The organism is Stakelama marina (assembly GCF_018122655.1).
Lineage (GTDB): Bacteria > Pseudomonadota > Alphaproteobacteria > Sphingomonadales > Sphingomonadaceae > Sphingomonas > Sphingomonas marina.
On sequence record NZ_JAGRQC010000001.1, the window covers coordinates 17,944 to 39,898 of the forward strand.

General features: G+C 63.2%; 16 protein-coding genes. 10 read left to right on the forward strand and 6 right to left on the reverse strand.

Annotated features, from left to right (window positions below):
• Positions 1-7 precede the first annotated feature (7 nt).
• Positions 8-427, forward strand: coding sequence for a cupin domain-containing protein (locus J7S20_RS00070; RefSeq protein ID WP_284052192.1), 420 nt, complete (start codon positions 8-10; stop codon positions 425-427).
• A gap of 23 nt (positions 428-450) precedes the next feature.
• Here the strand turns inward: J7S20_RS00070 and J7S20_RS00075 are convergent, their stop codons facing one another.
• Positions 451-1,242, reverse strand: coding sequence for a 2-keto-4-pentenoate hydratase (locus tag J7S20_RS00075; RefSeq protein ID WP_284052193.1), 792 nt, complete (start codon positions 1,240-1,242; stop codon positions 451-453).
• A 228-nt stretch (positions 1,243-1,470) separates the two neighbouring features.
• Here J7S20_RS00075 and J7S20_RS00080 point away from each other — a divergent pair, with 228 nt between their 5' ends.
• From J7S20_RS00080 to J7S20_RS00120, 9 genes are all read left to right on the forward strand, one after another.
• Entirely contained in the window at positions 1,471-2,517 is a 1,047-nt protein-coding gene (locus J7S20_RS00080) for a LacI family DNA-binding transcriptional regulator (RefSeq protein ID WP_284052194.1), read from the forward strand.
• A gap of 196 nt (positions 2,518-2,713) precedes the next feature.
• A complete protein-coding gene (gene kduI / locus J7S20_RS00085) occupies positions 2,714-3,547 on the forward strand; it encodes a 5-dehydro-4-deoxy-D-glucuronate isomerase (protein WP_284052195.1) in 834 nt (277 codons plus the stop codon).
• Positions 3,548-3,552: 5 nt separating this feature from the next.
• Complete coding sequence (gene kduD / locus J7S20_RS00090; protein WP_284052196.1) at positions 3,553-4,308, forward strand: 2-dehydro-3-deoxy-D-gluconate 5-dehydrogenase KduD; 756 nt, start codon at positions 3,553-3,555, stop codon at positions 4,306-4,308.
• A gap of 105 nt (positions 4,309-4,413) precedes the next feature.
• Positions 4,414-6,009, forward strand: a complete 1,596-nt coding sequence (locus tag J7S20_RS00095) for a carboxylesterase/lipase family protein (RefSeq protein ID WP_284052197.1) — start codon at positions 4,414-4,416, stop codon at positions 6,007-6,009.
• Between the two features lie 291 nt (positions 6,010-6,300).
• Positions 6,301-9,099 carry a TonB-dependent receptor gene (locus J7S20_RS00100; RefSeq protein WP_284052198.1) on the forward strand — a complete coding sequence of 933 codons (2,799 nt, stop codon included), beginning with the start codon at positions 6,301-6,303 and terminating at the stop codon, positions 9,097-9,099.
• A gap of 81 nt (positions 9,100-9,180) precedes the next feature.
• On the forward strand, positions 9,181-10,800 hold the full coding sequence (locus J7S20_RS00105) for a family 43 glycosylhydrolase (protein WP_284052199.1): 1,620 nt from the start codon (positions 9,181-9,183) through the stop codon (positions 10,798-10,800).
• Positions 10,797-11,801 (forward strand): alpha/beta hydrolase, encoded by a 1,005-nt coding sequence (locus J7S20_RS00110; RefSeq protein WP_284052200.1) that lies wholly within the window; start codon positions 10,797-10,799, stop codon positions 11,799-11,801. The genes J7S20_RS00105 and J7S20_RS00110 overlap by 4 nt, the downstream gene beginning before the upstream one ends.
• 32 nt (positions 11,802-11,833) lie before the next feature.
• Entirely contained in the window at positions 11,834-13,342 is a 1,509-nt protein-coding gene (locus J7S20_RS00115) for a DUF885 family protein (protein WP_284052201.1), read from the forward strand.
• Positions 13,343-13,601: 259 nt separating this feature from the next.
• The gene (locus J7S20_RS00120; RefSeq protein WP_284052202.1) at positions 13,602-16,037 is read left to right on the forward strand and encodes a plasma-membrane proton-efflux P-type ATPase; all 2,436 of its coding nucleotides are present in this window, start codon (positions 13,602-13,604) and stop codon (positions 16,035-16,037) included.
• Positions 16,038-16,058: 21 nt separating this feature from the next.
• On the opposite strand, the gene J7S20_RS00125 is transcribed toward J7S20_RS00120, so the two are convergent.
• From J7S20_RS00125 to J7S20_RS00145, 5 genes are all read right to left on the reverse strand, one after another.
• On the reverse strand, positions 16,059-17,072 hold the full coding sequence (locus J7S20_RS00125) for a 2-hydroxyacid dehydrogenase (RefSeq protein WP_284052203.1): 1,014 nt from the start codon (positions 17,070-17,072) through the stop codon (positions 16,059-16,061).
• Between the two features lie 90 nt (positions 17,073-17,162).
• Positions 17,163-18,824 (reverse strand): putative bifunctional diguanylate cyclase/phosphodiesterase, encoded by a 1,662-nt coding sequence (locus J7S20_RS00130; protein WP_284052204.1) that lies wholly within the window; start codon positions 18,822-18,824, stop codon positions 17,163-17,165.
• Positions 18,825-18,885: 61 nt separating this feature from the next.
• Positions 18,886-20,004 (reverse strand): helix-turn-helix domain-containing protein, encoded by a 1,119-nt coding sequence (locus J7S20_RS00135; RefSeq protein WP_284052205.1) that lies wholly within the window; start codon positions 20,002-20,004, stop codon positions 18,886-18,888.
• Positions 20,005-20,058: 54 nt separating this feature from the next.
• A complete protein-coding gene (locus tag J7S20_RS00140; RefSeq protein WP_284052206.1) occupies positions 20,059-20,580 on the reverse strand; it encodes a hypothetical protein in 522 nt (173 codons plus the stop codon).
• A 135-nt stretch (positions 20,581-20,715) separates the two neighbouring features.
• Positions 20,716-21,765 (reverse strand): sigma factor, encoded by a 1,050-nt coding sequence (locus tag J7S20_RS00145; protein ID WP_284052207.1) that lies wholly within the window; start codon positions 21,763-21,765, stop codon positions 20,716-20,718.
• Positions 21,766-21,955 lie beyond the last annotated feature (190 nt).

Consider the following 21,955-nt stretch of genomic DNA (forward strand, 5'->3'; position numbering starts at 1 on the left):
GGCGACGATGACCGGTTTGGCGGTGGCGCTGCTCGCCCTGGCCTTGCAGGCGGCCCCTGCCGCCGGTGAGGGCAGGGTGATCCACGAAAGCGACACGGCGCGGCGCGAAGTGCCGCCGCATCACGGCAAGGGGCTTAGCACCGCCTACCGGATCAGCGATCAGATGCCCAACCGGTCGATGGAGTTTCGCAAGCGCGTGATGCACCGCGGCGCGGCAATCGGCGGTCATGTGATCGCACATGACGAAGTCTATTACGTCATCAGCGGCACCGGTGAATTGACGATCGACGGAGCCGTTTCGGCGGTGGAGGCCGGGGATGCGGCCTATCTTTACGACGGCAACGATGTGGGCATCCGCCAGACCGGCGATGCCAATCTGGTGCTGCTGATCGCCTATCCGTTGAAAGAGCGCGCCGACCAACCCTAGCCGGCGCGCGATTGCCGGGTGCGTTAGCCGGATGCTCCAGCGGCGATGAACGTGCATGTCAGCAGATCGTGCCCGTTGAACCGGGCGGCGAACTCGTCTCCGACCGAAACGGGGTGGACCCCGGTTACCGCGCCCGAGGAGATCCACTGGCCGGGTTCGACCGCGATACCGCGCTTGGCCAGCAGCGAAAACAGAAAGCTTGCCGCTCCGATCGGGCCGTCCGGCATCGCCGACGCCTTGCCATGGCCGATCTCTTCGCCATTGCGGTAGGAAGTCACGTTCCAGTCGGTGAAGCCGCAATTGCGCCAATCGGCCACGGCCGCGCCAATCAACAGCCCGAAATTATTCCCGAAATCGGAAATGGTGACGCCCGGCCCCATGTCGTTGATGCCGGGGAAGGGCGAACTCGCGACCTCGATGCCGAGATGCACTGCGTCCAGCATGTCCGCGGCTTCATCGAGCGTGAACTCGGTCTTTCCCTGCGGCGCGCGCTTGCCGATGCGAAGCAGAAACTCCGCCTCGCCGGCGGCGAAACCGTTCGCGAATACGGGCATGGGATTTGTGTCACCGGCCCCGGTTGCCGAAAAGATAGGCCCGGCAAGGCGGTCGGCGCCATATTGCGTATCGAGCGGCGGCATGATCCTTCCGACCTTCCAGCCAAGGACGGGTTGGGCGTTGAGCGCGATGGCTTCGTCCTGAATGCGATACGCCTGTTCCAGCGTGTCGGGGGGCGATCCGGGATATTGGGATAGGGCGGTTGCGGACCGGCGCGCATCGACGAACCGTTCCGCGATCGCCTTTGCGCTCGCGTTCATTTCGGCATTTCTCCCTTTCGCCGGCTGGTATTGATGAAAAGCCCCAGCCCAATTGCCATAGCGATATGGGAAACCGGTGTCACAAGCAAGCCATGCTTGTTCATATCCTCGCAGAGCCGCTTAAAAGCTTGCGTTTGGGCGGTTCGCGCAGCAGGAAGGGATGGGACTGACGTAGCTTGGGCTGTTCCATTTTGTCCGGGCGTCAGTCGGAAGCACGAAGGATGGCGGATGGCCGCAAAAAACAGAGAAAATGGGTCGCAGCCGACCATCAATGACGTGGCGCGGATCGCCGGCGTTTCGAAAAAGACGGTCAGCCGCGTCGTCAACGGCTCGCCGCTTTTGAATGACGATACGCGCAAACGAGTGCAGGAGGTCGTCAAACAGCTTGGGTACGTCCCCAATCCGCAGGCGCGCGCGCTGGCGCTGCGCCGCAACTTCCTGATCGGGCTGGTCCACGACAATCCGAATGCGCAAACCGTGCTCAAGGTTCAGCAGGGCATCCTCGAAGCGATCCGCGATACCGAATTCGAACTGGTCGTGCGTCCGGTCGATCGTGGCATGGCAAATATGCTCGAGGATATTCGTCAGTTCCTCGAACGTCAGCGGCTGTTCGGCGTTGTCCTGATGCCGCCGATTTCGGAAAACGACTCGCTGGCGGAGCTGTGTCGCCAGATTGGGTGCCGCTATGTCCGGATGGGGTCGGCCGAACTCGACGAGCCGGGAAACATGGTTGCGTCGAACGATCGTGAGGCGGTGCGAGACGCGATAAAATATCTTATAGACCAAGGGCATAGCAGAATAGGTTTCGTGTCCGGGCCGCACGGATTTCGCTCGGCGATAGAACGTCGCCTGGGTTTCGAGGATGCGCTGGAAGCAGCGGGTATCAAGCAGCCGAGGAGCATGATCGCGGACGGCAACTATACGTTCGAATCGGGATTGCTTGCCGCGGAACGGCTGCTCGACCTGTCGCCGCGGCCGACGGCGATCTTTGCCAGCAATGACGAGATGGCGACTGGTGTGCTCCAGGCGGCACGGCGGCGCGGGATGGACGTGCCGACCGATCTGTCGATCGTCGGGTTCGACGATACGCCGATTGCCAGTCACATCTGGCCGCCGCTTACGACGGTGCGCTGGCCGATTGCCACCATGGCCCGTTCCGCCGCTCTGAAGCTGACGATGAGCGTTACCGAGGGCGAGCAGGAAGTGGACGAGCCGTCAATGTTCCTTTCGACCCTGATACGGCGCAGTTCGGTCGCTCCGCCGCCACGCGACTGAAAAACCATTCGCCCCATCCGTGCTGGTCTTGCATTGACATCTGACACCGGTTACCCATTCGGTCAGTCGGATAAAAAGGGGCCGACGGGGAGAGGTCTTCGGCTGCCGCCATGTGGCGCATATGGCCGGGAAGGACTGATTTCCGGGGCTCACGCGATCGCAGACTTGCGATCCCAATTGCGAAGCAGGAGCAGTCATGTTCGAGAAAACCTATCACGCCACGCATCCCGACATGATGGAGCGGGTCGAAAACGACGAGCTGCGCGACCGCTATCTGGTCCAGGGCATGTTCGAGGATGGCAAGATCAACCTCAACTATTCGCACAACGAACGTTTCGTGATCGGCGGCGCCGTGCCCAAGGGCGGTGCGCTGAAGCTGCCCGACCAGACCGAGCCGGAAAGCGCGAAGGGGCATCCCTTCCTCGAGCGGCGCGAGATGGGTGTCGTCAATATCGGTCAGCCGGGCACGATCACGGTCGATGGCCAAAGCTTCGACATGCGGAACAAGGATTGTCTCTATATCCCGATGGGGTCGAAGGACGTGCAGTTCGGCGGTGACGGCGCGCGCTATTACATCGTGTCGCTGCCCGCGCATAAGGCGTGCGCGCTCAAGAAGATTTCGGTTGCCGAGGCCAATCCGCTGAAAAAGGGCGGACTGGAAAGCTCGAACGAGCGGACGATCTATCAGCTCGTCATTCCCGGCATCTGCGAAAGCTCGCAGCTGCTGATGGGGCTGACCATCCTTCAGCCTGGCAGCGTGTGGAACACCATGCCGCCGCACCTCCATGACCGGCGCAGCGAAATCTACCTCTATTTTGACCTCGACGAGGATGACCGTGTCTTCCACTATATGGGGCAGCCCGACGAGATGCGGCACATCGTGATGGAGAACGAGCAGGCGGTCATCAGCCCGCCCTGGTCGATCCATATGGGGTCGGGGACGCAGGCCTATACCTTCATCTGGGCGATGGGCGGCGAGAATCTCGACTATACCGACATGAACGTCCTCGACATCTGCCAGCTGAAGTAAGCGACATGGCAAACATGTTCGATCTGACGGGCAAGGTCGCGGTCGTTACCGGCGCGAATACCGGCATCGGCCAGGGAATCGCGCTGGCGCTCGCCGAGGCGGGCGCGGACATCGCCGCGGTCGGCCGGACACCGGCCGAGGACACCGTTGCCCGCGCGCGCGAGTTTGGTCGCAAGGCGGAGATCGTGTCGGCCGACCTGTCGACCATCGAGCCGGTAGCGCGCGTCGTCGCAGAGGCGGTCGAGAAGCTGGGCGGCTGCGACATCCTGGTCAACAATGCCGGCATCATCCGCCGTAATGACAGTATCGATTTCACCGAGGAAGACTGGGACGCGGTCGTCGACACCAACATGAAGAGCGTCTTCTTCCTGTGTCAGGCCGCGGCGCGCCACATGCTCAAACAGGGGCGGGGCAAGATCATCAACATCGCCTCGCTGCTGAGCTTTCAGGGCGGAATCCGCGTGCCCAGCTATACCGCGTCGAAAAGCGGCGTGGCCGGGCTGACCAAGATCCTGGCCAATGAATGGGCGGCGAAGGGGATCAACGTCAACGCGATCGCGCCGGGCTATATCGCCACCAACAATACGCAGGCGCTGCGCGAGGACGCCGATCGGTCGAAATCGATCCTCGAACGCATTCCGGCGGGGCGCTGGGGCGATCCGAAGGACATGGGCGGCGCTGCGGTGTTCCTGGCATCGAACGCCTCCGATTATGTCGACGGCCATGTGCTGGCGGTCGACGGCGGCTGGCTGGCACGCTGACGAAAGGGCGGAGCGGCGTCAGGCGCCGCGACCGCGTCGACAGGGGCAATGCGAAGCGACCCGCCGCAAGAAGCGGGTCCGCCTTGCCTTGAAAAGGAGGGGGCTATGGAGACGCGTGGAGCGAAGCATGGCTGGCGGCGACGCGAACTGATCGGCGCGACCGCCGGGCTGGGCGCGATCGGCGCACTGCCGGGGCTGGCGCGCGCCGCGGGCGGAGACCCGGTCGTCGACGCACCCGGCGGGCGATATCGCGGCATGCGCGAAGCCGGCTTGAGCGTCTTTCGCGGAATTCGCTACGGACAGGATACGCGCAGCCGCCGGTTTCAGGCGCCGCTGGCGCCGCAACCCAACCGCGACGTCCACGATGCGACCGAATTCGCCGCTTCCTGCCCGCAAACCGGCGACCGGTACGCGAGGCAGAGCGAGGACTGTCTCTTCCTCAACATCTGGACGCCGGGAGCGGACAGCCGCGCGAAGCGGCCGGTGATGCTCTACATCCATGGCGGCGCCTATTCGTCGGGCAGCGTGATCGATCCGCTCAACTATGGCGACAAGCTCTCCGCGCATGGCGATGCGGTGGTGGTCACGGTAAACCATCGGCTCAACGCGCTCGGCTATCTCTATCTCGCGCGGCTTGACCCGCATTTCGCCGATAGCGGCAATGTCGGCCAGCTCGACCTCATTCTCGCGCTCAAATGGGTGCGCGACAACATCGCCGCGTTCGGCGGCGATCCCCACCGCATCCTCGTCTTTGGCCAGTCGGGCGGCGGCGCGAAGATCGCGACGATGATGGGCATGCCGGCGGCCAAGGGGCTGTTCCAGCGCGCGGCGACGATGAGCGGGCAGCAAGTGACAGCATCGGGCCCGCTTCACGCGAGCGAAAGGACCCGCTCCTATCTCGACGCCGTGGGGGTGAGCGAGAGCGATCTTTCGCCGCTGCTCGCGATGCCGGTCGAACGGCTGATCGACGGACTAGGTGCGGTTGACCCGATCCTGGGCGGCCATGTCTATTTCGGGCCGGTGCTCGACATGAAATGGCTGACGCGGCACCCGTTCTGGCCCGACGCCAATCCTCAGTCGAACGCGATACCCATGATCCTGGGCAATACGCATGACGAGACGCGGGCGTTCATTCCGCCGGACAGCAAGCGGGTCCGCGGATTGACGTGGGAAAACCTGCCCGCGCGCATGGCGCCCGAGTTGCGCATCGACATCCTGCCCGAATGGGTCGTCGCGCAGTATCGCGGTCATTTTCCGCAGATGTCGCCTACCGACGTCTTTTACGCGGCAACGACTGCGGGGCGAAGCTGGCGCGGGCAGATTATCGAGGCCGATAGGCGCGCCGAAGCGGGTGCCCCGACCTGGGTATATCAGCTCGATTTCCAATCTCCGATCGAACCGAATCGGGGTGCGCCCCATATGCTCGACATTCCCTTGGTATTCGGCACGCTTGATGCGCCGGGTTCGATTACCGGCACGGGGGAGGGCGCGCGGCGCGTCAGCCGCCAGATGATGGACGCCTTCCTTGCCTGCGCGCGGACGGGCGCCCCCAATCACGCCGGACTGGCGCGCTGGCAAGGCTATACGTTGCCGAACCGCGAAACGATGATTTTCGACGTAAATTCAAAGCTTAGCGATGATCCGCGCCGCTGGCAGCGCGAGTTGTTTGCGCGCGTGCCCTACATCCAGCCAGGGACCTGAAAGCCACACCGGCAAAGGAGTTGGAGCGAGCGCTTGACAAGCAAAATATCTGTCATCAGTGTTGATGACACCGGTTACTTAAAGGCGGTCAGGCCGTAATCACCGGACGATAAGAACGACAATAGCCGCAAAAACGCGGTGGTAAGGAGAGGAGACTTGGCCGAATCGCCGTGATTCGATCCCAATTCTCCGAAAACATCACCGGGTTGCACCGTGCAACCCATCGATAGAAACCGGTGTCATGCCGGATAGCCCGGGAAAATCGGGCCGGAGAAAAAGGGAGACGGATACATGCGGGGTTTGCGGGGATCGAGAGGGAAGAAGGCGATTTCGGCGCGGCTGCTTTGCGCCGCATCGGTGATCGTTCTGGCCACGGGCACTGCGCAGGCGCAGAACAGTGGCGATCAAAACGGCGTCAATCCGGGCGCGCCGGCGCCATATCAGCAGCAGAACGGGCCGACGGTCGGCGATCAGTCCGAAGGCGGCGAGATCGTCGTCACCGGGTATCGCGCATCGCTCGACGCGGCGCTCAACCTGAAGCGTGAATCGAATTCGGCAGTCGATGCGATCGTGGCCGAAGATATTGCGAAATTTCCCGATCAGAACCTTGCCGAATCATTGCAGCGCATTCCCGGCATTGCGATCGAACGCGACGCGGGCGAGGGGCGTGCGATCACCGTCCGCGGACTTGGTGCGCAGTTCACACGCGTTCGTGTGAACGGGATGGAAACGATCGCGACGTCGACCGACGGTGCGTCGGCCAATCGCGACCGCGCATTCGATTTCAATATTTTCGCCTCGGAGCTGTTTTCCTCGATCGTCGTTCACAAGACCGCCGAGGCGGCAATCGACGAAGGTTCGCTGGGCGCGGTAGTCGATCTCAACACGGGCAACCCGCTCGCTTACGGATCGGGCGTGACGGTGACGGCCAGCGCACAGGCGCGATATAACGACCTGAACAACAATGTCGGGCCGCGACTGGCCGGCCTGCTGGGATGGGTCAACAGCGACGAAACATTCGGTGTTTCGGCGTCTGTCGCCTATTCCAAGTACAAGACCGCCGAATTGGGGAATAATTCGGTTCGCTGGGCACAGGCTGATTTCCGCTCGGTCGATGGCGTGGATTGCACGGCCAATCCTGGCGACGCAGGCTGCGCGGAGGTTTCCAATGCGTTTCACCCCCGCATCCCCAGATACGGGCTTGTGTCGCATGACCGCGAACGTCTCGGCGCGACGGCTTCGCTGCAATGGGAACCGACCGATCGGACTTCGGTTTCGATCGACGGCCTGTTCTCCGATTTCAAGGAAAACCGCGATGAGCACTGGGGCGAGGTCCTGCTGCGCAGCAACGAGGACGGGATAGACCTGTCGAACTATACGATCGACAGCGACAACAACATCATCTCGGCCGACCTCAACAACGTCTATGTCCGGACCGAACGCTATCACCGCGAGAGCGAGACCAAATTCTATCAGATCTCGGGCAAGCTGAAACAGGCGTTCAGCGATGTCTTCAGCGCGACCGTGCGTGGCGGGTTCTCGCGATCGGATGCCGATATTCCAGTCGAAACTTCGCTGATGTTCGATAATCGCGATGCTACGGGGTATAGTTACGATTATACCAACATGAAGACGCCGGTCCTGACCTTCGGGTCGGAAATCACCGATCCCGGCGCGTTCCAGTTCGCCGAATTCCGGGATCGCCCGTCATCGGTCACCAACAAGTTCCGCACGGCTGCGCTGGACCTGAAATGGGACGTCACCGACGATTTCACGCTGACCGGCGGTCCGTTCTATCGGCGGTTCGACTTCGATACCGTCGGGTATCGGCGCGACAGCAAATATTGCAGCGCGTTCACCTGCGCACCCGGTCAATATGGCGCGCCGGTGACCGATGCGCTGTCCGACATCTTTCATCTCGGTAATGCTGGGCAGCCGTCGGGCAACACCAATGCCTGGGTCGAACCCAACCTTCAGGCGGGAACTGCCTTTCTCGACCTCTACAACCGTCCTGCGGTGTTGAAGGAGGGCGACCAGCGCTCGGTTAGCGAAAAGGACAGTGGCGGGTGGTTCCAGGCCGATTTCGAAACCTATGTCTTCGGGCTGCGACTGACCGGTAACGCCGGAGTCCGCTATGCGCACACGGCGCAGACATCGCAGGGTTTCGTCAGCGGTTCCTACGTATCGGTGTCGCGCGGCTATGACGACTGGCTGCCGGCGATGAACCTCAACCTGCATCCGACCAAGAATGTGATTATCCGAGGCGCCATCGCGAAGGTGATGACTCGCCCGTCGCTCGGAGCGCTTACGCCGGGCGGTTCGGTCGATGAATTCAACTTTCGCATCTCATCGGGCAATCCTTTCATCGATCCGTACCGGGCGACGAACTACGACGCGGCGGTCGAATGGTATTTCGCGCCGGGGGCGCTGGCGTCCGTTGCGTTGTTCAAGAAGGATATCGTCAGCTTCCCGTTGGGAAGCACCCGCGAAGGAACCTATGCGTCGAGCGGGCTCCCTACCTCGATCCTGACGCCTGGCACGCCGGTCTATGACGCGATCGTCAATGGTGCCAAGCCGAACCGCGAATTCGAGTTCAAGACCACGATCAACGGCCCGGGCGCGAGCCTGAAGGGTATGGAGATCGCGCTTAATCTTCCCTTCTCGGTATTTTCGGACTCGCTCAGGTCGTTCGGCGTGCTGGGTAACCTGACGCTGGTCGACAGCAAGGTCGATTATACGGTCAACAAGCAGGTTTATACCCGCCCGCTGCTCGGCCTGTCGAAGCGGTCGGCGAACGGAACCATCTATTATGACGACGGCAAGTTCTCGATCCGTATTTCGGGTGCCTATCGGAGCGGATATCTGACCAGTACCAGTAACAACAAGAATATCTTCGATGGATATGGCAGTTCGTTCAATCTCGATGCGGCGATCCGCTATGAACTGACCGATCAGATCGAGCTTTCGCTCGACGGAACCAACCTGACCGATGATTATCGCTACCGCTTCGTCGACGACTTTGCCCGGCGAAATTACGAATATAACCATTTCGGTCGGGTCATCATGGCTGGTGTTCGGTTCAAGCTGTGATCGCTGGTCGCAACTGACTTTCCCCACCTCGTGGCTGGCGCGACTCCTGTTGCGCCAGCCATATTTTACAAGGAGTCAGCGATGTTCGATCGAAGGACCGGGTTGAAGGCTGTGGCGGCTGCCGGGCTGCTCGGTACGGTTCCGAAAATCGCACTGGGGCAGGGCGCGCGCGCAAGTTCGTCGCTCGACCCCTATGCCGGTATGAAATGGGGTGAGGGGTTCGAAAGTCAGCGCAAAGCCGATCTCGGCAACGGCGCCTTTCTCAATCCCATATTCGCAGGCGATCATCCCGATCCGACGATCCTCCGCGACGGTGACGATTACTACCTGACCTTTTCCAGCTTCGACGCTTATCCCGGGATCGTCATCTGGCACAGCCGCGACCTGGTGAACTGGCGTCCGGTTACCGCAGCACTGACCACGCCGATCGGTTCGGTCTGGGCGCCCGAACTGGTGAAGCATGGCGGGCGCTATTTCGTGTATATTCCCGCGCGCACGCCGACGAAGAAATCGATCTACGTCATTCACGCCAAGAATATTGACGGTCCGTGGTCGGAGCCGATCGACCTTGGCCTTCCCGACCATATCGATCCCGGCCATGCCGTGGCGGAGGACGGTACGCGATACCTCTTCCTATCGGGCGGGGACCGGGTGAAGCTGACGCCCGACGGGCTTCGCACCGCCGGACCGGTCGAGCATGTCTACGACCCGTGGCATTATCCCAAGGATTGGGTCGTAGAGACGTTCGCACCGGAAGGCCCCAAGATTACGCGGCGCGGCGATTATTATTACATGACGCTCGCAGTGGGCGGCACGGCGGGGCCGCCAACCGGACACATGGTCATCATGGCTCGATCCAGAACGCTTGACGGGCCGTGGGAAAACGATCCGGAAAACCCGGTCGTTCACACCAAGAGCGTTACGGAGAAATGGTGGTCGCGTGGTCATGCCACGCCTTTCGAAGGTCCCGGCGGCCAGTGGTGGATGGTCTATCACGGATATGAAAATGGCTATTGGACCCTGGGCCGTCAGGCACTGTTGCAACCGTTCGAATGGAGCGCGGACGGGTGGGCGAGGCCGGTCGGCGGCGATCTTTCGACGCCATTGGAAAAGCCGCTCGATCTCGGCGAGTTGCCGACGGGAATGCCGCTCAGCGACGATTTTTCGACCGACAAGTTCGGCATCCAATGGTCCTTCTACGATCCCGGCCCTGACGAGAAGGCGCGGGTTCAGCGGGCGAATGGGGTGATGCGGGTTCGCGGCAAGGGCGCGACGCCGTCGGATTGCTCCCCGATCACCTGTATCTGCGGCGATCACGCCTATCGGATCGAAGTCGATGTCGGGATCGATCCCGGCGCCGAGGGGGGATTGCTGCTCTATTATAATCGCCGGCTCTATGCCGGACTGGGACTCAACGCGAAGGGGCTGATGATGCACCGCTATGGCTTGCAGCGACAGACTGGCAAGCCGCCCGAGATCGGGCGTCGAATGCGCGTCGCCATCGAGAATGATCGCAACATCGTGACGATGTACACCAGCGCCGACAGCGGCCGGAATTGGGACAAGTTCGACGTCCAGATGGAAGTGTCGGGGTACAACCACAACACGGCCTATGATTTCCTCAGCCTGCGCCCCGCGCTCTATTCGGCAGGCGATGGCGAGGTTCGCTTTTCCAACTTCACCTACAGGGCGCTCTCATGATCGACCGCCGCACCGCACTTATCGGCTCGCTCGCTGCGGCGGGCATGGGGCTTTCTGGAAAGGGGACGGCACAGACCGCCCCGCCGCATATCGCAGGAGATGACGTGCCCGCCTGGCCGCAACCCGTAGAGACCATCGACCTCTGGCCGGATGGCGCGCCGGGCATGCCCGCCAATCCACCGACCGAAAGCGTCGAGGAACGCAGCGAAGACAGCGCGATCAACGACCGCGCGGTGGACAATATAACCGTGCCGCGAATGGCGGTGTTCAAGCCGTGGCGGCCCAATGGCGCGTCGATGCTGATCATGCCAGGCGGTGGTTACGTTCGTGTCGTCATCGACCGCGAAGGCTATGAGATGGCGCAGTGGCTCGCCGAGCGCGGATTTACCTGTTTTGTCCTGTTCTACCGCCTTCCCGACCAGGGATGGGCGGCCGGACCCGATGTCGCGTTGTCCGATGCACAACGCGCGATGCGGCTGATCCGCCACCGTGCAGCCGATTATGCGATCGATCCGGCACGGGTGTGCGCAATGGGATTTTCCGCCGGCGGCCATTTGTGTGCCGATCTGGCAACGCGTTTCGATGCGAAGACATATGACGCCATCGACGATGCCGATACCCTCTCGGCGCGGCCAAAGGTCGCAGCGCCGATCTACCCCGTCATGACGATGAAAAGGCCCTTTGCACACGAAGGGTCGCGAACGGCGTTGATCGGGAAGAACGCGGACGAGAAGCTTGAGACTGCGCATTCGCCCGACATGAATGTAAAGGACAACACGCCGCCCTGCTTCCTCTGCCATGCCGAGGATGATCCGTCGGTTCCGGTGGAGAACACGCTGATGTTCCGCGCCGCGCTGAAGGCGAAGGGGGTGCCGGTCGAAACGCACCTGTTCGAACATGGCGGTCACGGCTTTGCGATGCGTCGCGTCATCGGCAAGCCGGCGGGGCGCTGGCCCGAACTGCTTCTCAATTGGGCGCGCACGCATGAGGTGCTGATCTGAGCGCACTTTCACCTTGTTCCAGGCGAAACTTCATGCGTGGCGCGGCCGCGCTTGCGGTGCTCCCGCCCTCGGTCGCCCGAGCCGCATTGCGCAAGGATGCCGAATTGCTCGCGCTGCTCGACGATATCGCTCGCGCGGGCGACCCTGTCGCCGGTCTGGCCAGGCTGAAACGATTCGACCCGGCTGGACTGTCTCCGGTTCGGCGCTTCGATCTTCTCGCGGTGCGAGACGGGCTCGCCACGGACGCACGGATGCAGGCGATCTGGCCCTGGTTGGCGCCGGGCGGATCGCCTTATCCGGTTTCTCCGCGCAACGGCGGGTGGCGGAAGGTCGCAGCGGGTAAGCCGGTCGCGGCAAGCGAACTGGCCGCAGAAACGGACAGACTTGCGCTCGCCGCCCGTCGCGGTGTGGTTCTGCCGCGGCCACTCCTGACAGAAACGGTGCGGCAGGTAACCGCCGCGGCCGCCGCGGCGAAGGGGGCGGTAGCCGATGCACTGGTCGATCAGGTAGCGGTTCTGGAAGGGCAGCAGCGCATCGCTCCCACCGCACCCGGCCTGTCGCGAGTCCCCGGTGGGGCGCACTATTTCGCGCTGATGCTCGAACGTGCGCTGGGTAAGGCGGTGAGGCCGGCTTCGGCCCATACGCGGGCGGAAACATTTGCCCGGAATCTTGTGGCGAGGGCCGACACCTTGTTCCGATCGATCGGCATGGAAAGCGGATCGACCGGCGAACGCTTTCGCTTGCTGGCGGAGCAACCGCGTTACCTTTATCCCGACAGCGATGCGGGGCGCGACCGTGCCGTCGCCGACATGAACCGACGCCTTGCCCGCGCGCGTTCCTGGTTGCCGCGGGCGTTCTCGCATATCCCGCCGGCGGTCGACCATGTCGCGGCGCGGCGCATGTCGCCGGCCGATGAGGTCGCCGGCAGGGGCGGCTATCGCACGGTGCCGCCCGCCGACGGATCGGGGGAGGGGGGGTATTTCGTCGACCTCAGTGATATCCGCCAGCGCCCCAGCTGGACGTTGCCGAGTGTTGTCCACCATGAGCTGTTGCCCGGCCACATGCTGCAGATGCCGATTGAGGCAGCTGCGGCGCCGCACCGGTTACGGCTGGCCCATGCCGCAGCCTTCACGGAAGGGTGGGCGATCTACGCCGAACGGCTGATGGCCGATACCGGTGCATTCGAAGGCGATCCGGCGGCCGAGCTCGGATACATCCAATGGGCACTGTTCCGCGTCGGCCGTGCCCTCGCCGATACCGGCATCCATCACCATGGCTGGACTCGGCAGTACGCTGTCGCGAAGCTTCGCGACCTGCAGGGCAAAGGTGTGATCTTCGCGCCGATCGAGGACGATGTTGCGCGCATTTGCCTCGAACCCGGCATTCGCGCCGCCGAATTCCTGATGGCAGACAGGCTTGCGGCTTTGCGACACGATGCTGGCGATGTGCGGACTTTTCATGATGCGGTGCTCGCGCCGGGATCGCTGCCGCTACGACTGGTCGAGGCGGTCGCTAGCAGAGCGGGGCGTGCGGGCGATTAGACCCTCATATTTTTGGTCGTAGCCACGCCCGCCCCAGCTTACGGGACAATACCCATTCAGCGCGGTCCTGACGCGACATAAACCTGCCACCGTTTTTGGAGGCGGCTGTGTTCGACACAAGGATGGTGCCATCCGATTCCGTTTCGGGAATTGGAGCCGTGCGGGATCATGCCCGGTCTTTGGGGGCGACGCGGCTGGCTGTTTCCGCATGGTGATGGACAAGCACCGGCCAAATTCGCGGGTCGCCGCCGGTTCTGATGTGACCGGCGATAACACCGACCAAGCCGAATTAAGCGATCCGCAAGGGCTGTCCGAGGCGGAGGCCAGCGCCCGGCTTCGGCAATACGGCGAAAATATACTCGCCGAACACCGGGTCGGCTTGCTCGAACGGCTGGCGCATTTCTTCTGGGGGCCGATCCCCTGGATGATCGAGATCGCCGCGGTGCTTTCGGCGGTCGTGCGGCACTGGGCCGACCTCGCGGTGATCCTGACCATGTTGTTCGTCAATGCCGGCGTGGGCTTCTGGCAGGAAGCGAAGGCCGACAACGCGATCGCGCTGCTCAAGCAGCGGCTGGCGCTCAAAGCCGACGTCCGCCGCGACGGAAAATGGCAGGAGGTGGCGGCGCGGCTGCTGGTGCCGGGCGATCTGATCGCACTGAGGATCGGCAGCGTGGTACCCGCCGATGCGCGGCTGGTCGGCGGCGATTATCTGAGCGTCGATCAATCGGCGCTTACCGGTGAATCGCTGCCGGTCGACAAGAAGCCCGGGGACACCGCTTATTCCGGGTCGATTGCCAGGCTGGGCGAGATGACGGCGGTGGTCACGGCAACCGGAATGAACACCTATTTCGGCAAGACCGCGCACCTGGTCGAAAGCGCGAAAAGCGTGTCGCATTTCCAGCGCGCCGTGCTGCGCATCGGTAATTTCCTGATCCTGACGACGATCGGGCTCGTGCTGGTGATCGGCACGGCTGCGCTGTTCCGCCAGGACCCGCTGATCGAAACCGCGCAGTTCGCGCTGATACTGGCGGTCGCCTCGATCCCCGTCGCGCTTCCCGCGGTGCTGTCGGTAACGATGGCGGTAGGCGCCGAGCGGCTCGCGCGGATGCGTGCCATCGTGTCGCGCCTCGTCTCGATCGAAGAGATGGCGGGCATGGACCTGCTGTGCACCGACAAGACCGGTACGCTGACCAAGAACGAACTGACGCTCGGCGATCCGCAGCCCGCCGACGGCGTCGAGGTTTCCGACCTGTTGGCGGCGGCGGCGCTCGCTTCGCGCCGCGACGCCCCCGATGCGATCGATAGCGCGGTCGTCGCCGCGCTGCCCGATCCGGCGCTGATCGAGCGTGCGCATATCGATCATTTCCAGCCCTTCGATCCGGTCACCAAGCGTTCGGAGGCCGCGGTCGCGATGGATGGCGGGCATTTCCACGTCGCCAAGGGGGCGCCGCAGGTGATCCTGGGACTATGCGCCCCCGACCCGGAACTGTCCGCGCGCGTGGACAAGACGGTAGAGGCCGCCGCGGCCAAGGGATATCGCACGCTCGGCGTGGCGCGGTCCGACGATGGCAAGGCGTGGCGCTTCCTCGGCATATTGCCGCTGTTCGATCCACCGCGCGACGACAGCGCCGAGACCATTGCCGCCACGCGGGCGATGGGCCTCGATTTCAAGATGGTGACCGGCGATCATGAAGCGATCGCGCGGCAGATCGCGGGCGAAGTCGATCTCGGCAAGAACATCGTCGTTGCCGACCGTGTATTCGAAAAGGGCGATACCGCCTCGGCCAGCCTGTTGCCGAAGATCGAGGCCGCCGACGGCTTTGCGCGCGTATTTCCCGAACACAAGTTCGCGATCGTCAAGACGCTGCAGGATGCCGGGCATATCGTCGGGATGACCGGCGACGGCGTGAACGATGCGCCGGCGCTGAAACAGGCAGATGTCGGGATCGCGGTATCGGGCGCGACCGATGCGGCGCGCGCTGCCGCCGATCTGGTGCTGACCGCGCCGGGCCTGTCGGTCATTACCAGCGCCATTGAACAGGCGCGCCAGATTTTCGAGCGGATGACGGGCTATGCCATCTATCGCATAGCAGAGACGATACGCGTGCTGCTGTTCATGACCGCCAGCATCCTGGCGTTCAATTTCTACCCCGTCACCGCGATCATGGTCGTGCTGCTGGCGCTGCTCAACGACATCCCGATCATGATGATCGCCTATGACAACGCACCCGTCGCGCCGAAGCCCGTGCGCTGGGACATGGTGCGCGTGCTGACGGTGGCGTCTGCGTTGGGCGTGTTCGGCGTGTTCAGCAGCTTCGGCGTGTTCTGGCTGGCGCGCGATCAGTTCCATCTGGCCGCGCCCGTCGTGCAGTCGGTGGTGTTCCTCAAGCTGCTGGTGGCGGGGCACATGACGATCTACCTCACGCGCAACAAGGGGCCGATCTGGCAGCGGCCCTGGCCAAGCTGGAAGCTGATCGTGCCGTGCGAGGCGACGCAGGTGCTCGGCACGCTTGCGGTGGTCTATGGCTGGTTCATGCAGCCGGTCGGCTGGCGACTGGCGCTGTTCGTCTGGGGGTATGCGCTCGTTTCCTTTGCAATCGCGAGCGGACTGAAGATGGTGGTCTATTCATTGCTCGATCACCGTGCGCGCCATCAGGCGCGTCATCTTTCGCGGATCGAGGGGCATCTGGCTTAGACGCGGAAACCGCCGCCGGACCTATTTCGGATGTACGTGATGGGGACCGAGCTGGTTGACGAGTGGCCGCCCCGCCTCGAACTCGCTGACATTGGCGAGCGTTGTGTGCGCGATACCGCGCAAGGCCTCTTCGGTCAGGAACGCCTGATGCCCGGTCACGAGGACGTTGGGAAAGGTCAGGAGCCGCTGGAAATCGTCATCGTCGATGATCTCGTTCGACAGGTCCTCGAAGAACAGGTCGGCCTCCTGTTCATAGACGTCGAGCGCGACACCGCGGATTTTCTTCGACTTGAGCCCGGCGATCAGCGCGCGGGTGTCGATCAACGCGCCGCGGCTGGTATTGACGATGACCAGATCGTCGCGCGCTGCGGCGATGACGGCGTCGTCGATCATGTGGCGGGTATCGGGCGTCAGCGGACAGTGCAGCGTGACGATTTCGGCCCGGGCGAACAGCTCTTCGCGTGATACATAGCGGATGCCGATCGCCGCCAGTTCCGCGCTTTCGGCAACGTCGCTGGCGAGCACTTCGCAGCCGAAACCGAGCTTCAGCGTGCGTGCAACCAGCGCACCGATGCGGCCGGTGCCGATCACCCCGACACAGCGACCGTGCAGATTGCGTCCGATCAGTCCGTCGAGCGCGAAATTGTTTTCGCGCACGCGTGCCCAGGCCCGGTGGATCTTGCGGTCGAGCGCAAGCAACAGGCCGATGGCGAATTCGGCGACGGCGTGCGGCGAGTAGGCGGGCACGCGGACGACGGGCAATCCCAGCCGCTGGGCCGCGGCCAGATCGACATTGTTATATCCAGCGCAGCGCAGCGAGACGATCCGCGTTCCTGCGGCGGCAAGTGTCTCGAGCACCGCGGCGTCGAGCTGATCGTTGACGAACGCACATATCGCGGGCGCACCATCCGCGAGCGGAGCTGTCACCCGGTCGAGGCGCGGCTCGAGAAACAGCAGTTCGTGGCCGAAGCCGGCATTCGCCTCGGTCAGATATTGGCGATCGTATCGCTTGGTTCCGAACACCGCGATCCGCATCGGGCAAGCATGTCACGCCTGACAGGCGCGTCAATGGCGATGGCGCCATTCGACTTGCGAACTGATCGTGCAGGTGAACGGCGCAGTGCGTCAGGCCGCATCGACCTGCCCGCCGCGAAGGGCACTATCCGAGAGCGAGCCACCCAGGAGGCTTTCGGTGGCTTCCGACGCGGATAGCGGCTTTCCGAAATAGAAACCCTGGCCCAGATCGCAGCCCCAATCCTTCAACAGGTCCACGCTGTCGCTGCATTCGACGCCTTCGGCGGTGATGCCCAGCGACAGGTTTCGGGCAAGCGCAATCGAGGCGCGGACGATTTCGCTGTTGGTGCGAGTTGTGAGTTGCTGGACGAACGAACGGTCGATCTTGATGCGATCAATCTGAAGTTCGCGCAGATGTTGCAGGCTGGCATAGCCGGTGCCGAAATCGTCCAGCGCGATCGACACGCCGGCGCTTTTCAACCGGGAGAGCACTGTATCGGCCGCGCGAGGGTCGGCGATAAGGCCGGATTCGGTGATCTCGACGCTCAACCGGTTCGGCGAGATGCCTTCCTCCTTCAGAATGGCGAGCATTTCGGTCGCAAGGTTGGCGTCGCGAAGTTCAAGCGGAGAGATGTTCACCGACAATATCAGTGCGTCCGGCCAGCGACGCGCGTCGCGGCATGCCTGACGCAGCATTTTCAGGCTGAGTTCGGTAATATAGCCGGTCTCTTCCGCGATCGGGATGAAGAGCTCTGGCAGAAGCAGGCCGCGCTGCGGATGTTTCCAGCGCGCCAGGCATTCGAATCCGACCGGCGTGCCCGAGTTCAGCGCGAAGATCGGCTGATACACCGGGAAAAACTCGTCGCGTCCCAGTCCCTCGCGCAATTCGGTTTCGAGCTTGGAGCGGTCGCGCAGGCCCTGACGCATTCCCGGCCGGAAATGGCGGATTCGGTCCTTGCCGGACCGTTTTGCCGCATACATCGCGGTATCGGCACGGCTGAGCAGTTCGGTGCAATTGGCACGCTGGCAGGGTTGCGATGCGATGCCGATGCTCGTGTCGGCAATGAGCGTGCCTGTCCCGGTTTCGATCGGTTGCCGAAACCGTTCGAGAATCGCCTGTGCCAGCCGGTCGGGGGCCCGCGATCCGGCGTCGTGGACGAGGAACAGCATGAACTCGTCGCCGCCCAGCCGTGCTGCGACGGCGGAAAATTCGGCTGCTACGTCGGTCAGCCGGGCGCCGATCGCAGCCAGCACGCTGTCGCCCGCAGGATGGCCGTGAACGTCGTTGATCGCCTTGAAACGGTCGAGGTCGAGAATCATCATCGTCATCTGCTGATCGCGGCGCGCGGCCTTGCGCAGGCTGGCAAAGCGCGGGCCAAGCGCCGTGCGGTTGAGCAATCCGGTCAAACCATCGGTTTCGGCAAGCTGGCGCGCTTCCTGCTCCAGCGCGATGCGCTGGCGTAGCAGAGCCCGGTATTTTACGTTCCGCAGTATCGCCCAGCCGAGAAAAAGAAACGACGCCGCGAGCACGCCCATCAGCGCATCGTCGAGGTTCAATTGGCTGTGTTCGGTAAGGAGCAGAAGGAGCTGGCTTTGCGCGTCCCAGTGGTCGGCCAGCAACATGGCGGCAGCGACCAGACACCCCATTACGATCAATTCGCCAACGCCGGGCAACCGCACGAAGTCGGCGACGCTTTGCAGAGCGCGCCGCAGGAGTGGAGCGTCGATACGGGAAGCGATTTGTTGCACGGCGATATCCGATTCTTTGCTCACCCCCTCATTATAGGAGGCGGAGCCGAGCGATCGCCGCAGCTATGGATTCTTACGGAAAGTCCTAGAAGGAGGCGGCTGTCACCGCTGCGACGTCCTGCGGTGACAGCACGTCGATCGCAACCGAGCTATCCGGGTTCAGGCTGAACCCGATCATCGCGCCGGTCCGATCGGTGCTGATGCCGACGACGCGCAACGCACCGTTTTCGCGGATCACTGCAAGGCCGCCGGGGGCCGGAAAACGGTCGGGGTCGACGGTCAGGATCGCGCTGGCGGGAAGCCCGGGGCCAAGCGTGGACCGGAAAATTCGCAATGCATAAGCGCGGGGGCCGGCGCCAAGTGGCGCGGCGATATGTTCGCCGGTCGCGATGTCTGCGATCAGCCCGTCGGCGATCGGCGATCCGATCACGGCCAGCATCCGCTTTTCGGCGCTGTCCACATTAGTATGCGCCGGCTCGTTGCCGGGAAGCGGCGTAGTCGCAGGTTCGGAAAGTTCCCGGCGCAGTGCCGCGACGCGTTCCCGCGTCCGGTCCTCGCGTTCGGTTGCCCCGGGAATCTGCCGCAGCGCCTCGTCGAGCGCACCATCGGCATGAAGTTGCCGCAGCCCTTGTTCGAGATGCTCGGGGTCGGCAACGCCGATGATCGCGCATAGCGCGGCGATCGTCGCCGCATTCCAGCGGTCGACCGGCTTCGCTGCGTGTTCGACGCGAGAAACGATGACTGGCGGCAGGCCGTATTCGCTTTCCAGTGCTGCGAGCGTCAGCGCTGCGTCGTCCGTGCGCCGTTGGCGCAACGCCGCGGCCAGCAGCATCGCGAGTTCCGCTTCCTCGCCGTCTTCCTCGATACCGAATGGCGAGGCCCAGCGCGCAATGTCGAAATATTGCGAATCGATGTCGATCAGCAGCGCCGTCGGCGAAACCGCGAGCGCCGCTGCCACGCGCCGCAACTCGACAGCGCGGGCGACAACCTCTCCGCGTTCGATCTTCGACAGGCGGATATAGGGAATGTCGGTTACATGCGCGGCGAACCCGACCAGCGTCGGATGGCCGGCTTCGATGCGGAGCTCGCGAAGACGATTGGGAAAGACCACCTTGCGAAAGCGGTCGATCTCGATCAGCGCGATGCGCTCGGCCTGGGCGGCGCTAGCAGCGTCCGTCGGCAAAGAGAGTTTTGGATCCGGCATTAACCACCATCACCCGCGCGATAGCGCAATATGCCGAATTTCCAAAGAGATAAATCAGTGCCGCGTATCGCCGCCCGAAAGCGTGGAAAGCAGCGACCAGGTCGATCCGGGTTGGAAAGCAAGGAGTTCGATCAGTCGCGCATCGCCGTCAAATATGTGGCCCGCCCAGTTTTCGTGATGCGGGCAGGGCAGGTCGGGGCTGAAGCCGATACCGCTTCCGTCGCTGACGACACCCAGCGGTTGCGAAAGTGCGTGCGGCGGCCATGCTTCGGAGAGAGACTGCAGGAGCGGCGCCAGCGCGGCGCGCAGGAGCCGGGTTGCATGGCAGGTGTTGGCAGAGGAATCTGCAAGCGGATTCCATTGGGCGTCGAGCAGGGCGATGACAGGATTGTCAGGCCGTTTCGGGTCGAGCGAGACGGTCAGAAAGCAGGCGGATGCGCGATCCAGAATTTCGGTTGCGTAACAGCGGATCCGTCCGGCGTCGGCCGGCGCGATGCGGAACTGCGTCGCCTTTGATCGGCGGCAGGTGCGATTTTTCGCCTCTGCGCCCGAACCGCACCACTGCAAACCTGCCACCTATCCACCTCTCTGTCAGACAGGAGCATTATAGGCGGGCGCTCGATAGCTCGGGCGCCCGCCGTAAACTTTTTATTTACGAATTGGGGTTGGTCCGCCCGACCGCGGGGTCGGCAGCCGGGCGGTTCCGGTTGGTCAGGCCGGCAGTGCGCTGCCGTGCTCGACGCGTTCGTTGTGCGGCTTGGCATCCGTGCCGCGATCCAGAGTTTCTTCGGTGCGAGCCGCCGGCTTCGAAACCGAAACCATCTTGTTGTGCGGCTGGTGCATCGCCGGAAGAATGCCGGCGGTCGAAACAGTGGGCTGAGCAGCCGGCTTGGCGGCGACGGCGGCTGCGCGTCCGGCCAGCATCGCAAAGCGCGGGTCGTTGGTCACCAGTTCGGCCATGTGCTTCGAAGCGCGGCGCGTGATCTGGCGGATGCGTTCGCGGGTCAGGCTGGTGTCGAGGCTCAGCGCATGCTGCGTGTCGCTTTCGAACAGGCTGCGCTTGATGATCTCGCGGTCGCGCTCGAGACGCTCGTCGAGCTTCTCCACCTCGGCCGGATCGACCGCGGGCATGTGGGCGCGGAAGCCGACGGGCAGGTCGGGACGCGCCTTGCGCAGCTCGGTCGACGGGCGGCGGGTGCGTGAACGCTTGCGCAACTGGGCGATGCCGGCGGCGCGCTCCTGCTCGATATAGGCGTCGATCAGGGCGATGGACGCCTGGTCGGCAAGATGCTCGGCCGCCGCTTCTTCGGTGCGATCGAGGGCGTCTTCGTCCTCGATCAGCGCTTCGAGCGTGGTTTCCTCGCCATCGGCGGTGGTGGTGCCGGCGTGGATCGAAACGGTGACGCCATCGACCTTCTTCGCCGAGGGGCGCTGGTCGGTCATCATGCGGAAGCGCAGGCTCTGCAGCTCACCGCGGATCTGCCAGTTGACGAAAGTGGTGAACTTCGCCTTTTCCGGGTCATAGGCCTCGATTGCGCGGTGCACGGCAATGGCGCAGACCTGTTCGGCGTCCTCATGGAAGGCGGTAAGACCGTACTGACGGACAAAGTGGCGAATGCGCGGCGCGATAAGCTTCAGGATCGCGGCGAAAGCCTTGTCGACATTGGCGCGCTGGCGAGCCGTCGGACGGCTGCCGTCAGCGGGCTTGTTGGCGATGACCGCGGCGACCGCGGCTTCCAGTGCGTCAGTGGTCTTCGACATCGTAACTCTTCCCCTTGAGTGCCGGTAACCGCTACCGGGCATGACGGGGATAGAGGCCAGCGCTCTAAAGGAATGTTGGCGATCCTATATGTACTAATACCTAGGTTAACGGATCGCGTTTTGGCGGCGTACCGCAGAAAATTTCGCGGATCGCGCATTCATCACACGGAAAAAATAGGAAAAATATAGA

Coding starts and splice junctions, on each gene's coding strand:
- J7S20_RS00110 (WP_284052200.1), top strand. CDS start 10,797: ATGATCGACCGCCGCACCGCACTTATCGGCTCGCTCGCTGCGGCGGGC.
- J7S20_RS00080 (WP_284052194.1), top strand. CDS start 1,471: ATGGCCGCAAAAAACAGAGAAAATGGGTCGCAGCCGACCATCAATGAC.
- J7S20_RS00125 (WP_284052203.1), bottom strand. CDS start 17,072: ATGCGGATCGCGGTGTTCGGAACCAAGCGATACGATCGCCAATATCTG.
- kduI (WP_284052195.1), top strand. CDS start 2,714: ATGTTCGAGAAAACCTATCACGCCACGCATCCCGACATGATGGAGCGG.
- J7S20_RS00145 (WP_284052207.1), bottom strand. CDS start 21,765: ATGTCGAAGACCACTGACGCACTGGAAGCCGCGGTCGCCGCGGTCATC.
- J7S20_RS00100 (WP_284052198.1), top strand. CDS start 6,301: ATGCGGGGTTTGCGGGGATCGAGAGGGAAGAAGGCGATTTCGGCGCGG.
- kduD (WP_284052196.1), top strand. CDS start 3,553: ATGGCAAACATGTTCGATCTGACGGGCAAGGTCGCGGTCGTTACCGGC.
- J7S20_RS00135 (WP_284052205.1), bottom strand. CDS start 20,004: ATGCCGGATCCAAAACTCTCTTTGCCGACGGACGCTGCTAGCGCCGCC.
- J7S20_RS00105 (WP_284052199.1), top strand. CDS start 9,181: ATGTTCGATCGAAGGACCGGGTTGAAGGCTGTGGCGGCTGCCGGGCTG.
- J7S20_RS00070 (WP_284052192.1), top strand. CDS start 8: ATGACCGGTTTGGCGGTGGCGCTGCTCGCCCTGGCCTTGCAGGCGGCC.
- J7S20_RS00115 (WP_284052201.1), top strand. CDS start 11,834: ATGCGTGGCGCGGCCGCGCTTGCGGTGCTCCCGCCCTCGGTCGCCCGA.
- J7S20_RS00075 (WP_284052193.1), bottom strand. CDS start 1,242: ATGAACGCGAGCGCAAAGGCGATCGCGGAACGGTTCGTCGATGCGCGC.
- J7S20_RS00095 (WP_284052197.1), top strand. CDS start 4,414: ATGGAGACGCGTGGAGCGAAGCATGGCTGGCGGCGACGCGAACTGATC.